This is a genomic window from Paucisalibacillus globulus, assembly GCF_900184735.1.
GTDB lineage: Bacteria > Bacillota > Bacilli > Bacillales > Amphibacillaceae > Ornithinibacillus > Ornithinibacillus globulus_B.
Window position 1 is genome coordinate 107,111 of record NZ_LT855392.1, and the last position, 14,955, is coordinate 122,065.

13 protein-coding genes are annotated in these 14,955 nt (G+C 35.8%); 2 read left to right on the top strand and 11 right to left on the bottom strand.

The genetic code is table 11. The features are described from left to right. Positions 1–29: 29 nt before the first annotated feature. The 4 genes from pepV to BN999_RS11525 form a co-directional block, all read right to left on the bottom strand. Positions 30–1,439, bottom strand: coding sequence for a dipeptidase PepV (gene pepV / locus BN999_RS11510; protein WP_096271508.1), 1,410 nt, complete (start codon positions 1,437–1,439; stop codon positions 30–32). A 139-nt stretch (positions 1,440–1,578) separates the two neighbouring features. Continuing rightward, positions 1,579–4,173, bottom strand: coding sequence for a polynucleotide kinase-phosphatase (locus tag BN999_RS11515; protein ID WP_096271509.1), 2,595 nt, complete (start codon positions 4,171–4,173; stop codon positions 1,579–1,581). Further along, the gene (locus BN999_RS11520; RefSeq protein WP_096271510.1) at positions 4,173–5,528 is read right to left on the bottom strand and encodes a methyltransferase domain-containing protein; all 1,356 of its coding nucleotides are present in this window, start codon (positions 5,526–5,528) and stop codon (positions 4,173–4,175) included. Before BN999_RS11520 ends, BN999_RS11515 begins: the two co-directional genes overlap by 1 nt. A 126-nt stretch (positions 5,529–5,654) precedes the next feature. Then, a complete protein-coding gene (locus tag BN999_RS11525; protein ID WP_096271511.1) occupies positions 5,655–5,897 on the bottom strand; it encodes a small acid-soluble spore protein Tlp in 243 nt (80 codons plus the stop codon). 158 nt (positions 5,898–6,055) lie between these two features. Here BN999_RS11525 and BN999_RS11530 point away from each other — a divergent pair, with 158 nt between their 5' ends. Further along, positions 6,056–6,796 carry a type II toxin-antitoxin system prevent-host-death family antitoxin gene (locus BN999_RS11530; RefSeq protein WP_096271512.1) on the top strand — a complete coding sequence of 247 codons (741 nt, stop codon included), beginning with the start codon at positions 6,056–6,058 and terminating at the stop codon, positions 6,794–6,796. 89 nt (positions 6,797–6,885) lie between these two features. Here BN999_RS11530 and rlmD read toward each other — a convergent pair whose 3' ends face one another. After that, entirely contained in the window at positions 6,886–8,289 is a 1,404-nt protein-coding gene (rlmD, locus tag BN999_RS11535; RefSeq protein WP_096271513.1) for a 23S rRNA (uracil(1939)-C(5))-methyltransferase RlmD, read from the bottom strand. A gap of 186 nt (positions 8,290–8,475) precedes the next feature. On the opposite strand from rlmD, the gene BN999_RS11540 reads away from it, so the two are divergent. Then, the gene (locus BN999_RS11540; protein ID WP_096271514.1) at positions 8,476–9,693 is read left to right on the top strand and encodes a TolB family protein; all 1,218 of its coding nucleotides are present in this window, start codon (positions 8,476–8,478) and stop codon (positions 9,691–9,693) included. Between the two features lie 60 nt (positions 9,694–9,753). Here the strand turns inward: BN999_RS11540 and BN999_RS11545 are convergent, their stop codons facing one another. The 6 genes from BN999_RS11545 to BN999_RS11565 form a co-directional block, all read right to left on the bottom strand. Further along, positions 9,754–10,710 (bottom strand): ABC transporter permease subunit, encoded by a 957-nt coding sequence (locus BN999_RS11545; RefSeq protein WP_096271515.1) that lies wholly within the window; start codon positions 10,708–10,710, stop codon positions 9,754–9,756. After that, on the bottom strand, positions 10,710–11,630 hold the full coding sequence (locus BN999_RS11550) for an ABC transporter ATP-binding protein (protein ID WP_096271516.1): 921 nt from the start codon (positions 11,628–11,630) through the stop codon (positions 10,710–10,712). Before BN999_RS11550 ends, BN999_RS11545 begins: the two co-directional genes overlap by 1 nt. Positions 11,631–11,836: 206 nt before the next feature. Then, the gene (locus tag BN999_RS11555) at positions 11,837–13,300 is read right to left on the bottom strand and encodes an Msr family ABC-F type ribosomal protection protein (protein WP_096271517.1); all 1,464 of its coding nucleotides are present in this window, start codon (positions 13,298–13,300) and stop codon (positions 11,837–11,839) included. A 356-nt stretch (positions 13,301–13,656) separates the two neighbouring features. After that, positions 13,657–13,701, bottom strand: coding sequence for an erythromycin resistance leader peptide (locus tag BN999_RS21220; RefSeq protein ID WP_373453631.1), 45 nt, complete (start codon positions 13,699–13,701; stop codon positions 13,657–13,659). 173 nt (positions 13,702–13,874) lie between these two features. Next, on the bottom strand, positions 13,875–14,243 hold the full coding sequence (locus BN999_RS11560; RefSeq protein ID WP_096271518.1) for a DUF1801 domain-containing protein: 369 nt from the start codon (positions 14,241–14,243) through the stop codon (positions 13,875–13,877). Positions 14,244–14,292: 49 nt separating this feature from the next. Then, the gene (locus tag BN999_RS11565; protein WP_096271520.1) at positions 14,293–14,838 is read right to left on the bottom strand and encodes a hypothetical protein; all 546 of its coding nucleotides are present in this window, start codon (positions 14,836–14,838) and stop codon (positions 14,293–14,295) included. Positions 14,839–14,955 lie beyond the last annotated feature (117 nt).

Genomic DNA, 14,955 nt, shown 5'->3' on the forward strand with positions numbered 1-14,955 from the left:
TAATTTGCCGACATGTCACTCCAGCTTTATTACTTGGCTAATTCATAAATAGCTTGTGCATAAATTGCTGAAGCTTTAAATAGGTCTTCGACGATTGCATATTCATCCTTCTGATGCATAACATCTTCACGACCTGGGAACATCGCTCCGAATGCAACCCCTTTGTCCAAGGCACGTGAATATGTTCCGCCCCCGATTGCAAGAAGATCTGCTTTTTCACCAGTTTGTTCTTCATACACCTTTTGTAGTGTCTTAATCAGCGGATCGTCCTTTTTTACATATGTAGGCTTAGAATCCGTAAAGTTTTCCAATTGAAGCCCTTTTTCATCTAATACTGCTTCAATCTTCTTCTTTCCTTCTTCTATACCAAATGTAACAGGATAACGCATATTAAGTCCAATACGGCCACCATCTTCCTTACTAAAACTCATCACACCGACATTTATAGTTAATTCTCCTGATTCTTCATCCGCATATTCAATTCCAAATACTTCCCCACGAGACTTCTCATGCAATTCCGATACTGTATTCACATATTTTCCACCAGCATCATCTAATTCCAATGTTTTTAAGTATTCTGCCATGAAGGTTCCAGCGTTTTTCCCATTTCGTGGTTCAGCGCCATGAGCACTTTTTCCAGCTAATGTTAATACTAGTTCACTATCTATAAAATTGGCATCACCTTCTAATTTCATTTCACTTAGATATGCTAAGTATTTCTGAATTTCTGCAGTATCTGCTTCCTCCACTTTAAGATGAACCTCTGCATAATCAGGTACCATGTTATAGCGACGTCCGGATTGGAATGACACCAGTTCATATTTCGCTTTTGCTTGTCCTTCTGAAGGAGGCTGGACCAAGTCATAATCGGAAATTCCTTTTTCTGCAAAAATGATAGGAAAATCTGCATCCGGAACGAAACCTGTAGTTGGCATCTCCTCATGTTCAAAATAATGTTCAACACAACGCCAGTCACTTTCCTCATCAGTACCAATAATGAGACGTACTCGCTTGCTAAGAGGTAAACCTAGTTCTTTCACAATCTTCATACCGTAATAAGCTGCTATCGTTGGTCCTTTGTCGTCACTAGAACCACGAGCATATATTTTCCCGTCTTTTACTTCGCCACCATATGGTTCAACGCTCCAGCCGTCTCCCTCAGGTACAACATCTACATGACCAAGAATACCAACTAACTCATTACCTTCTCCCATTTCAACATGTCCTGCAAGATTTCCAACGTTTTTACTTGTAAAACCGTCCTTTTCACCTAAGTCAAGCATATATTGAAGTGCATCTTTTATTCCTTGTCCAAGTGGGGCATCCTCTTTCGCATTTTCTTCATCTAGTACACTTTTAATTCTTAATAGACCTTGTAAATCATTAATGAAATCATCTTTTCTTTTTAATACCTCTTCTAGCCAATTAACTGAACTCATGATGTGTACGCTCCTTTTCCGTTTCAAACAAACGTTTGATTAATGACTTTTACCTCTTTACCTTATCTATTTTACCCCTTTCATTTTTATTTACATAATGCAATGTATTGTTGCATTGTACCAGCCCAAATTCTTAGCATTAAAGCCTCGGATCGACCGGATCTGATTCCATGGCAAGTGTACCTAGAACACATTCATGGATTCTTTCTATTGATTCACCATGAACAAACCGCTCAATACCTTCTACTCCAAGCGCAAATTCTTTAAGTGCCAATTTTTGTTTCTTTGAAGTGTTTCTCTCCTTCAATCTTGTTAGGTTCTCAGGCCTTAGATAATCCATCCCATAAATGATGTTTAAATACTTTCTTCCTCTTACTTTAATAGCAGGTTGGATTATCTTTCCTTTATGTTTTGATATAAAGAACTCAGGTTTTATCACAATACCTTCATGACCATCCTTCGTGATTGTTTCCCACCACCTAATAACTTCTTCCTCACTTGATTGATCATCTATCAGTCGATACTCTGTTTCTACAAAAATATCAACCATCTTGGCAAACTCCACATTCATCTCCATATGCCATGTATGGGCTTTATGGAAAAAGGTTTCCTTACTATGAGCTAACACATGGAAAGGTGCGATTTGAATCCGATCTACCCCTTCAACATCCCAGCAATATTTCTGAAAGACCTCATGAAAGACTCGTGCATTATCTAGTTTGCCTTCATATTCATGTAGCCAATTTCCTACATCAGGATTTAGCCTTGCAGCCTCTTTCAACTTATCAGTTAATAATGTTCTGTCTAAGATAGCATTCTCTGCTACATGTGCATATTGGTTACTTATTAGTTCTTTCGCTTTTAAATTCCAAGGCATAATCTCGGCATCCAATAATACATACTCGGTATCATACTTGGTAAAATAATCATTTGAGCACAGGCCTTCATTAATTCTAAGTAGAACTTCCTCTTCTATTTCTTCCTTAAAAAATCTTCTACCTGTTCTCGTATAAATGACACCCAATGTTTCTCTTCCAATATATTTCATTCCTGCTTTTTTATCTCTAAATAGTAAGAGTACACCCCTACTACCCATATGCTTCTTTTCTGCCACCATACGTTCAATGCCCATGCTACGAATATAATCTATTGCCTCTTTAGGATGCTCGAGATAATCTTCTAAAACAGATGGGTTTGGTGTTGGACTCATGGTTGGCGGAATATAAACAAGCTCCTCCAAAGGAACTGTGTAATGAGATACGGTATCAATTGCCGGTACAACCTGATTTTTAGGAATACGGACCTCTCCCAAGGTATCCGTTAAAACAGAATACCCATTTACAAACTTAGCAATGTTAGGTGGATTCAACCGATTCTTTTCCAACTCTAATAATGGGTTATTACTTACACCTGAGTAATCTCTTAATGCTTTTACCGCGATAAATTCCTTCTCCGGATACCGGTATGCAGTAAGTTCCCCACCAAAAACAACCCCTTGATCAATATTAATTGTATTATTAATAATAAGTGGCTTAAGATTTGGAACATGACCCCAAATTATTAAACTGCTAGACTTATGATGTATAGTCCAATCTTTTCTTATTGGCTTACCACTTTCATCAAAACCATCCGTATCCCCATACCGACAGAAATCACTAATCTCATAAGATTGCTTCCCAATAAATTCATCCCTTATTCCTGCATGGGCACATACCGCTGTAGGAACTGAGTTCTTGGTTAGAATATAGTGAGATGGAGCCTTTAGAAGTAATTGTTTTAATTGTTGTTTTAATTCCATTGTCCGTTCTTCACCATATTGTTCCAAGTAATACTCGAATTCCTCTTCAACAAGTTCATCACCATGATTCAAGTTGACATTTCTACCATCTAACCATCTAGCAATTTTCCAACCATGATTACTATCAATCATGTAAGCGAACCCCGCATTTACATGTTTCAAGAAGAATTCCATCGTAGCCAGTGATTTTGGCCCTCGACTCATAATATCTCCGAGTGATAAAAACCTTCTACCCTCAGGATGAACATAATATTCCTCACTATTTTTCTCATAGCCTAGTTTTTGTAAAAGTTGAATCATTTCATCGTAGCAGCCATGTATATCACCGATAATATCTATACCTTTATCTACATCTATTTCAATAGGATTAGTAATTTTTCTGACCAATGTAATGTCTTCCATGCCAGAGAGAAAGTAAGTAGCGAGATAACCTTCTTTTTTGATAAACCGCTTCTCTCTTTTAAATGTTTGATATTGTTGTTTAATCCTTCGTTTCCCACGAGGATTATCCCGCATTTCATCTCTAGCAAGTAGCGTATTCTGATCAATATCTAATACAAGAGCCGTAATTGGAACATGCAATCTTCTCGCTATCTCAATATATCGTTTACGATCATCACTGTGTAAGTGGGTTGCATCGACAAAAGTCAATTTGTTTAACCGACACCTCTTCTCAATCAGAGAGTCCATCAAGGAAAAGGCTTCTTTCGAAATAGATTGGTACTGATCGAAGATTCCATCTGCCTCATCCTTGGGGCGGTTTTTCCAATCCACAAATTCTATATCACTTACAAGTACCCGGAAATCATCTGAACTAATAACCTCGGAAGGAAGAATCTGCTTGTTATTTATTAAACTCTGTAGGAACGTAGATTTACCACTATTTGAAGGTCCTACTAGTAATACAATTCCGGAATATGGCAATCTGATCTCCATCAATGACTCTCCTTTCGTGTGAACACAACCATTTGGGTTGGATGTCCATATAACGGGTGTTCTTCCCCAATACCATCGAATGTTAACTCATAATTACCAGGGTTCACTATCTTACACCAATCCTGAAATTCAACTCTTGTCCATTCAAATCGATGATCGGTATGCCTATATTCTTTGCCCATATCATAAACACAGTTATATTCCTGATTCGGTGTTGTAATGATTAACGTCTTTGGCCTATAATTCTTTAACATATTATCCATAATGCGAGGTAAACGATATTCATCAATATGTTCAATCACTTCACATAACACCATCACATCTTTGGAACGCAATCTATCATCATAGTAAAAGAGAGATCCCATTACAGTAGTTGGCGGGAGAAAGTTCTCTTTATCCCTTACTTCTTCAAAGCGTTTTAAAGCTTTCAGAGTAGCAACCTCTGATGGCTCCACAGCCAATATCTCTTTTACTCCATTCAAAAATCCTAAACGCACGGAAAGTTTTCCTTCTCCAGAGCCAAAATCTACAATACTCTCTTTATTAGATAGGTTTTGGATGTGTTCAATTATTTTCTCATACCTAAGATCATTCAACCGTACCTTTCTCTCCGCCACTTCTTTTCCAACAGGTTCATTTTTAGCATCTATTTCTACTGTATCTATTAACTCTTTAAAACGAAGTGCACGTCTTAAGATAAACTCCCTTTGTGGATGAGTGTCTAGCCACCCTTCACCATATCTGTCTATCTTTTCTATCTCTTTTTCGTCAATGTAGTAGTGCTTATAATTATCTAATACAGGAATTAGTACAAAAAGTTGCCTTAATCCGTTCTGTAAAGTGGTTAGTCCGTTTAAGGTAATATATCTAGCAGTACTTTTACTTTTTATATCAACTTGGTAATCTACTTTCCCATACGTAATATCCACTTCGAATCCTAGAGGTTCAAACAAACTTATAATCTGTTTATCTGACAAATCCGACGCCAATGGACCAAAACCAAAACGAAATTCGAAATCATGATTCACCCATGATGCAAATTCTTCTTTAGGTTTTCCGTTTAGAGCAGTACCAAGAGCAGACCTTAAGAAAGAGCAAAAGATACTGCTAACAACAAACTCTCTATCATTTATGTAAGAAGTAATGTCATAGTTTTCCGAACTTTTTCTTGATAAGTTGATTGGGTCAGGTGTTACAAAGAATGTCGCTTCTACTTCATTTCTAAGAAACTTACTGTAAAACATTCTAACTAAATGGCCATTCGTGCTTCTTTCATATAAATTATTAGGGTTTTTAGAAAGTAAATAGGAGATTACTTCCGCGTTACTGCCCTTTGCATGAATCGTTAACTGCATCGTAACACCTCATTTTTTGTTCCAATTTTATACAAATATACCATAATTAATAGAAGGGTACATCTCCCAATTTGGTATATGAATATTTCTATAATAATTAAAGGACTGAGACACATTTCACGTGTCTCAATCCTCTATTTCACCATTTCTACGTGCAGCCATCTCTTGTTCCATTTCCTGTTCCATGGCGGCAATAGACTGTTTTCTTCTCTCGTTTTTATTTTTTATAAACTCTTGTTCCTCAGGACTTGCAAATTCCAAACTAGTTTCCGCATCTTTTAATTTTGCCTGTGTGTTTTCAATCATGTCATGCAGGCGTTCCACATTATTTTTTCTATTATCAGGATTGGTTTGTTTATGATTAGACAATTTTGTACCTCCAATTATTTCAAGGGCTTTTTTATAGTTTGGTTCTTTTTAATCTTTGTATACAAGTAACTTCATCATCGTCGTTGTCTTGTAAAAATTAAATTCAAACAGTATAATTAGCTAAAATAGCTATTTTAGCTAATTGGGAGGTATCGCCCTTGATTATTAATTCAACAGAATTACAAAATAACTTTGGCAAATACCTAATGCTTGCAGCACAAGAAGATATTATTATTACAAGAAATGGAACAGAAATTGCTAAGCTAACTGCCGTTAAGGAAGCCACTGCCGATCAATCACTCCTATTAGAGAATGTCAGAGAGAAAGTTCCGGAATATAGCACCCATGGCAAAAAGGCAACATATAAGGAGTTCCTCCAATTAAGCAAAGTATCTGAGGAACGATATGAATATATCGATGGAGAGATTTATTGGATTGCTTCACCTAAAACAGCACACCAACGTGCTATTACTGAATTATTTGGAACCTTTTATAATTCCTTCCAGGGAACTCGATGTACACCAATGGTTGCGCCATATGATATTGAACTGAGACGAACTGAAGAAAACATTAATGTAGTTCAACCAGACCTGATGGTTATTTGTGATCTGGAAGAAAATATAAATGAACAGGATTACTATAAAGGTGTGCCATCCCTTGTTGTGGAAGTACTTTCAAAAAGCACACAAAGAAAAGACCTCATTCAAAAGCTAGATTTATATATGTCCACTGGTGTTCATGAATATTGGATTGTTAATCCAGAGAACAAAGAAGTCACGGTTTATCTATTTGAGGATAAGAACATTGGTAGGATTTCAACTTATAAAAAGGATGAGACTGTATATTCGTTTAAGTTTGATAATTTGAATGTAGAATTAAAAAAAATCTTTAAAATATAATCTCAACATAATTTAGGATTAAAAAACAACAGGGTGGTATCAATTCCTAATAGATACCACCCTGTTGTATTATGGATTAGACCATATTATTATATTTGCTCATTCGTTTTTAAAGTTAGTAATGCCACACACTCTACATGAACCGTATGCGGGAATAAGTCAACTGGTTGAACTTCAATCAGTTCATACCCAAAAGGTTCAAGCTCCTTAATATCTTCAGCAAAGGTATCCGGATTACAAGAAACATACACTACACGTTCCGGTTGTGCTCGACCAATACGGCGCATTACCTTACCACCTGCACCAGAGCGAGGTGGATCAAGAAGTAACAACTCTGGTATTCCAAAACTTTCTAATACTTCATCAATCCCACGTCTTGCATCTTTTGCTAAGAAATACGTATTATCAATTCCATTATCTTTCGCATTTCGCTTGGCAGATTCAATAGAAGTTTCCACAATTTCAATTCCAGCAAGCTTACCAACTTGGCTAGCGAATGGAAGGGAGAACGTACCTACCCCACAGAATAAATCAATCATTTTCTCAGTTTCTTTAGGTTTACCCATTTCAAGAGCCAATTCTACTAGCTTCTGTGCTTGAATAGGATTTGTTTGAAAGAACGTATCGAACCAAATTCGATAACGATAGCCTAGCATCTCATCGTAAATGAAATCCCGTCCTGCTAGTGTATGAGTCTCTTCCGCTTGCGTACGGTCAGCCCAATCTGTATTTTTAAACCACATTAGACTTTTTACTTTTGGAAATTTCTTGGATATTCTTTCTTCTAAATCTTTAACTGCAGATTCCAGTTCACCATTAGGAGATTCTGTTGCAAAAAGACCTAGCATAATTTCTCCCGTTGCAAATGACTGACGTACCATTAGGTGGCGCAATAGCCCTTCATGCGCATCCTTATCATATCCTGAAAGTTCATGGTCCTTAGCCCAATCGGCAACTTCCATTGTAGCCTCTACCATTTCCTTACCAGCGATTAAGCAAGTCTCTAAAGATATTATTTTTCTCCAATTTCCAAGTTCATGAAGTCCTAAAGAACCATCTTTAGCAAAGGTAAATTCCATCTTATTCCGATAATGCCACGGGTTATCCATTCCAATTGTGTCATGTACTAAATTGGAATCAAAGCCTTGCTCTTCCAAAACCCTCTTTACATGGTCCGTTTTGTGGTTTAATTGTCCAGTATATGCCCAGTGTTGCCATACACAACCACCACATCGATCAAAATGCGGACAAGGAGCTTCTACTCGTTCTGCATGAGCTTCCACTATTTCTTCTGGTATGACTCTTGTTCTCTTTTTCTCAGGTTGTCCAACTGTAACTTGAACCTTTTCCCCAGGTAATGTTTGCGGGATGGTGAGCTTTAACTTTCTAGGATTAACCTCACCAATATCACGCCAAACAACGGCACGGCCAGAACCTTTTTTATCTAAATCATTAATTTCTGTGATATATGTTTCACTTTTTGTAGTTGTCAAGATTTGCTCCTCCTCTCAACTCTTCCTTATCTATGAAATGTCTCTAGCATTCAATCTTAACATATTAGCATTTTTGCATACTAACCTATTATAGCGGAACAAGACTTAATTGAAAATGACAATCCATACATAAACGGCAATTCTAGTAGGATATTAGAAATAGTAAACTTAAAGGAGGTTCTCACAATGTTCCGGGTACTTACAATAAGCCTTGTGATATTACTGCTGTTCCCTATGGTTACTTTTGCGAATACTGATAACATAAAAGCCGCTTTTATTCGAGATTGGAACCTTTGGACGCTTATTGGCGATAAAGAAACACAAATTACTAAAGAAAATAAGAAAGTATTTAGCCCTAAGTGGTCATCAGATGGAGAATGGATTCTATATCAAGTTGCATCTACTACTGAATTTGGGGAAGAAAATGAAGTTTGGGCATATAACCTTGAGACTAAGGAATTTAAGCGAATTGCTAGAAATGGGAATTCACCCGCCTGGGCTCCAAATAAAAACGTAATTGCCTATAATGACAGTGGAATTTTAGATATATCTGATTTAGATCAGTTTTATAATATTGCTACGGGTGTTAGTGATTTCACTTGGCTTCCGGATGGAAATGGGTTCCTTCTCTCCTCCTCCGGTGTTCTTAGGCCGGATGGGTGGACTAGTGCAATCTTGTATACAAAAGAGGTTACGGATAATTATGAAGATGTACCATTATTTGGAGGAGCGGATCACTTTTTTACATTACCCAAGGAAATAGAACATGACAACGAAAGAATCATTGCTGTGAATGCAGGTGATTTTGCCTATTCACCGAGTAGCGTATGGATTTCCTTCATCGTATCTCCAACCGCTTCTTGGGCGATGGATAGTAATATGCTTTGTGTAATAGACAGGAACGGAGAGAACTTTGAAGTAATAGATGAGATTACGACCTTTAGTGTGGGAAGTCCAAAATGGGCACCATCTACTGATACGATTGCCTTTATTGCTGGGGGTGGAAGGCTTACATTTGGTTTTAAAAATAAGAAATTGAAGATACATGAAATGCCTACATCCATTCAGTACACACCGGATAACTATGTAGATATAGACTTTGATTGGGTCTCTAATGAATTTATTATTACATCTAGGACGACAGAGGGAGAATGGTCCGAACAACCATTACCGATATTGTATTCCATTCATATAAAACATAACAAGCAAGTAGCAATAACAAATCCCCCCAATGGGTATGGAGATTATAATCCACAGTATATTGAATCACTTGAAAAGATTATTTGGTTGCGTGGAAAATCAATTACGGATGAAGAACCTACGCTTTGGAAAGCAAACTCTGATGGTACCGAGGCAGAAGCTTGGATTACGAATGTTGATTCTATTGAATTTTACGGAAAGTAAAAACTCTGATATTGGTTTAATATCAGAGTTTCTCAGACAGAATTAGTATTTAGTACTTATTTAGATACTTACATCTCTTTTCTTAAAGAACAAGAAAGAGAGGAATAAGAATAGAATCAGATAAACAATTAACACCACAATGGAAAAACCAAGTGTCATGCCTTCAATCATTGGTCCATCTGTAAAGTATAATTCTAAATTGGTATTGGCAAACACGGAATACTTAGCCCAATCTGTAAACATTGCCAAGATACCTGTTGCAGTACTTCCAATAAATAACAGCATAACAGATAGTGCAATTGCAATTGTTTCACTTCTAAATATAGTGGAAATCATAAACGCCATTGCAGTTAACATTAGAATGGAAACAGAACTTGCCAAATAACTCAAACCTAAGAATAGGATTCTAGAACGCTCTGTAACTTCACCATCAATGGCAGATAAGTGTACGGATGATCCATCAAATCCGAATAAAATACTACCAATAATAAACGATAGTATAAAAGTTACCACTAAAAGAAAAATCCCAAACAATAACGTCGTAATAAACTTAGACGCAAGTATTTGATTTCTTGATGCTGAACGTACCAATAGCAATTTAATGGTACCCTTGTTAAATTCGTGCGCAACTATTGAAGATCCAACAATAATGACAAATACCCCTATTAATTGCACTAATAAAATATTAGTATCCATATAGCTCCAAACATTAGTTTCTTCGTACGGGGAAATATCATTTTCAATACGGTAATTATTGATTGCTTGCTGATTGATGGCATAGGTTTCGGTAAAGTAATTAAAAGCTTCTTCCTCTTGTTGTTTATACGATTCATTTTCTACTGCTAAATTTTGCTTCCAATCCCCTTTGCCAGGCAAGTCACTACTATCCGTTTGGTTAAAAAAGATGATTACAGCTGTAAGTACAATACCTAATAGTAAAATGCCAAGCATCACATATGTACTAACACGATTAAATAACTTCATCCATTCATTTTGTACTAATCTAAATAATAGCATTAGGAGACCTCCCCATTTGTAGCCTGTAAGAATCTATCTTCTAGTGTTTGCTTTTCTTTAATTACTTGGTAGACAATAATTTCATTGCTTGTTAAGTATGTAATAATACTTCCAATTTGTTCTTTTGTAGCCTTAACTCTGATAATACTATCCTGAATTTCAATCGTTAAATCTGGATATTCGTTCTGCAAGAGGTTTTTTGCTTTCTCTACATCATTAACCTCTATCATATGAGGGTTAGCTAGATCAACTTGATCCTCATTCGATACGTCCTCTACCTGAACAAGTTCTCCTTTTTGAATGATTGCAAACCGATCACACATTAATTCCATCTCAGAAAGAACATGACTAGAGACAAGAATAGCAATTCCCTCTTCTTTGGCAACTTTACGTAAATAATCACGCATTTGTCTAATGCCTGCTGGATCCAATCCATTGGTTGGTTCATCCAAAATAAGAATTTTAGGATTATGAAGCATGGCTTGAGCAATTCCTAAACGTTGTTTCATCCCAAGCGAAAAGCGAGATACCTTTTCATCCTTGACATGCTCTAAATTCACTAATTCTAGTCGATGTTGAATATCCTCCTTGGTCACATTGTTACTCATACGGGCAAAGTGGATTAAGTTCTTCCTTGCTGACAAATAAGGGTATAACTCTGGGTTCTCAACGATTGCACCAATATTCTCAATTGCTTTCTTATAGTTTTTACTGATGCTATTACCATTAACTAATATTTCACCAGATGTAATATTAGTTAGACCAACAATCATACGAATAGTCGTTGTCTTACCTGCACCATTAGGTCCTAGAAATCCAAATACTTCCCCCGGATACACATCAAATGAAAGGTCCTTGATAATATGCTTTTTTCCAATTTTCTTATTTACTTTTTTAAGTGATAAAATAGGTTCACTCAATATTAGCACTCCTTCTTAACAATTAATCATCCTGAAATAAAATAATCCCCCTGCAATCTTTCAACCATTACATTCACACTATAAAAATAGATATTTTTTTGTGGCATCTTTCTATACGATTATCTCCTACATTTGGTTTCATAGAGATTTATTTTATTTATGCCAGTCCTGTAACCTATTACAGAACTGGCACGTCAATTAGCTTATTAATCTAGTAATACTAATTTATTATTTTCAAATGCAAATACCATATCCGCTACATGACTTATAAAAGTCTGGTCGTGAGACACCAATAGTACAGTCCCTTCATAGCCCTTGATAAATTGTTCTAACGCTTCCAAACAAAATACATCTAAGAAATTAGTTGGTTCATCTAGAACTAAGACATTATACCGTCCCAAAAATAGACTACATAAAACTAATCGTATTGCCTCACCTCCACTTAAATCTCGAACATTCTTATTAATATCATTTCCAGTAAAACTCATAGAATGTAGGACAGCACGGATCTTACTATCATTATAGTCACTTCTCTCCTTCATATAGGCCATAACAGTTTGATCTTGATTAAATTGATAATTCATTTGTTCATACGTTCCAAATACTACTTTTGGTGATATTGTTATCCCATCACCTTGTTGTAAGATATGATGGATTAATGTTGATTTACCTGCACCATTTTTCCCAGTGATCGCAATAGTTTTCCCTAATGGAAACTGGAAACTTGCTTCCTCGAGAAGTAGCTTATCGCCTACTTTTAAAGAAAGGCGATCTGCCATAATCGGAAACTTATTGTGTAATGTTAGGGCGTCTGATTGATGGAACCGAATGAGCTGCTCATTCTTAGGGGCATCGACTGCCTCCAGTTGTTCTACTCTTTGTTCTATTGCTTTTGCAGCACGTTGTACTGACTTTTGGCTAGTTCCTTTTGATTTTGTCATGAACGTCTTATTGGGTATATCTTTCACTTCTCTTTTGGACATTTGTCTATTTGCTTGCGTAATTTTATCCGCCTTTTTCATCTTTTCCTCAGCAGCCTTCATAAGACGAGATTTTTCTTTCATATATTTTTCATGCATCTCAAGTTGTTGTTTTTTTTGTAATTCCTTTTGTGCTGCATAATCGGAATAATTCCCTGTATATTCGGTTACCTTACCATTCTCCACTTCCCATATCTTTGTAACGAGTTGATCTAATACATATCGATCATGGCTAACAAGTACAAGTGCACCATAATAATACCTTAATTCTTCAATGAAAAATTTAATTGCTTCCTGATCTAAGTGTGTTGTTGGTTCATCAATTAATAATCCCTCATGATAGGTTGAGAAGAGTTGGGCTAACTTTAATCTCGTTTTTTCCCCACCACTGAACTTGTCAATATTTGTCTTTGGAATAGATAACTTACCTAATAAATCATGCTCTACCTCACCTTCTTCAGGTGAAGATAATTGGTCAAAGTAAGCAAAATCCGCGAATTGTTTTATGTGACCTTTTTCCGGACGGATTTGACCATTCATTAACTTTAATAACGTACTTTTACCTGCGCCATTTTTTCCAACAATGCCAATACGATCAAACTGATGTACTGCAAGTCTCGGAATACGTAACACTATTTCATCTAAAAATGATAGCTCTAAATTTTCAATTTCTAAACATACTTTTTCCATTTTTACTACCTCCAAATAAAAAAATCACAAGCATCTGCTTGTGATTTAGAGTAAAGGGAAATAGTCCCATCCTTATGTTGGATAGGGCAGATAAGCTTGCCGCAAATTACCCTCCTTCTTTGAATAGAGGAGAAAATTTATAAGAAAAATTCGCATTCCCTTATCCTTAGAGAATGTGATAGTTTATCTATACATGCAGAAAGCGTTTATACTTTCTTACCTAATAAAAAAAGAAAGGCAGAATAATCCTACCTTTCTTAACATGCCATATAGTATATGAAATGAAGATTATTAAAAAAGGACAGACTAATCCCGTTTACTCTGTATGCACAAACAGAGCCTTTGAACGTATTTAATTACGAGTTCAAAGTTGGGATTCGTAGTCTCATAGCGTGTGTCACCTTTCAATAATCCTCCTTAACGTTTATCATTTACAGTGCTCATTATAAAAAGTATTACTTAATAAGTCAACACCATATTATACAAATTGTCGAAGTAACATGTCTGTTTCTGAAATTAGGTCTTGAAGAAGCACTACTACTTCCCTCATTCCTTTGTCAGTAGAAATCCTCTATTACTTTTCATTTAGTTCCATTGCTGCTTGAATAAGAGAAGTAAATAATTCTGGCTTAATATCTTCCTTCTTGGTTAGTCGAATATGTCTCATTGTTTTTCCTGAACCTTTTAACAAATTATGAGTATCTTTGTCTTCCAGTTCATTTCCTTTTTGAAAACCAAGATTCACATGCTTCTTACTAGCTTGCAGATAACAAGCTAAACCTTTGTAAGAATAATTTGGCATAGACCATTTATACTCCTCTTTAAGTTCTGGCGAAGTATTAAGAATTATTTCCCTTAAAGAATTTGTAATCTCTTGAAATTCCTCTGGCAAATTTGATATGTACTGATTAACCTCTTCTATTTTTCTTCCTTCAATACTCATAATATAACTCCTTTCATTTTGAAACAGTCACTTGGATTTCCGGTTAGCTTTAGTTTAACAGTTTTTCCACCCTGTCTTTTACTTCAAGTGGTAAGGGTTGTGTTAGTGCTTTTTCTAAAATGCTAGAATGTTTTACACCGTTCATTTTGAAAAAATCTTCAATAAGAATTGCCTTTTCTTGCTTGCCCGGAATTAACCAATAAAGAATATACCAATCTTCCAGTGAACACAAAGGTATATCTATCTCATTTATTTTTTTATAGGATACAATTGATTTTTTGTTTAAAGATAATTTATAGATCCCTTCACTATGTTGTATGGCGAACCCACCCATAATATCGATATCGGTTGCATTAATAAGATATTTAGTGAAATATTCTGTACGAAAAGGGTCAGAATGAATTACCTTTTTTAACTCTCCCATTGGAGCAATAATTTCATTTAGTTGATTAGTATGATTCTCATCCACTAATATGTCTATATCATTGGGATCATCAATGATTTGATAAAAGCTCAGAAGAAGTGAACCTCCTACTCCCCAGGTAATACCTTTATTATTTAATTGTTCACCGATAATAGTTAATGATTCTAACACTTTAACTCTCCTAATATTTACTTTTCAATAAAGTATGTAGTCGTTCCAGAACCATTATACAATACTGCAAAAAAAATCCACTAACACCCTTGACATAAACACATATAACTATTATGG

What these genes read in the sequence shown, in the direction of transcription:
- pepV (WP_096271508.1), bottom strand. Translation starts at nt 1,439, where the DNA reads ATGAGTTCAGTTAATTGGCTAGAAGAGGTATTAAAAAGAAAAGATGAT.
- BN999_RS11515 (WP_096271509.1), bottom strand. Translation starts at nt 4,173, where the DNA reads ATGGAGATCAGATTGCCATATTCCGGAATTGTATTACTAGTAGGACCT.
- BN999_RS11520 (WP_096271510.1), bottom strand. Translation starts at nt 5,528, where the DNA reads ATGCAGTTAACGATTCATGCAAAGGGCAGTAACGCGGAAGTAATCTCC.
- BN999_RS11540 (WP_096271514.1), top strand. Translation starts at nt 8,476, where the DNA reads ATGTTCCGGGTACTTACAATAAGCCTTGTGATATTACTGCTGTTCCCT.
- BN999_RS11545 (WP_096271515.1), bottom strand. Translation starts at nt 10,710, where the DNA reads ATGCTATTATTTAGATTAGTACAAAATGAATGGATGAAGTTATTTAAT.
- BN999_RS11555 (WP_096271517.1), bottom strand. Translation starts at nt 13,300, where the DNA reads ATGGAAAAAGTATGTTTAGAAATTGAAAATTTAGAGCTATCATTTTTA.
- BN999_RS11560 (WP_096271518.1), bottom strand. Translation starts at nt 14,243, where the DNA reads ATGAGTATTGAAGGAAGAAAAATAGAAGAGGTTAATCAGTACATATCA.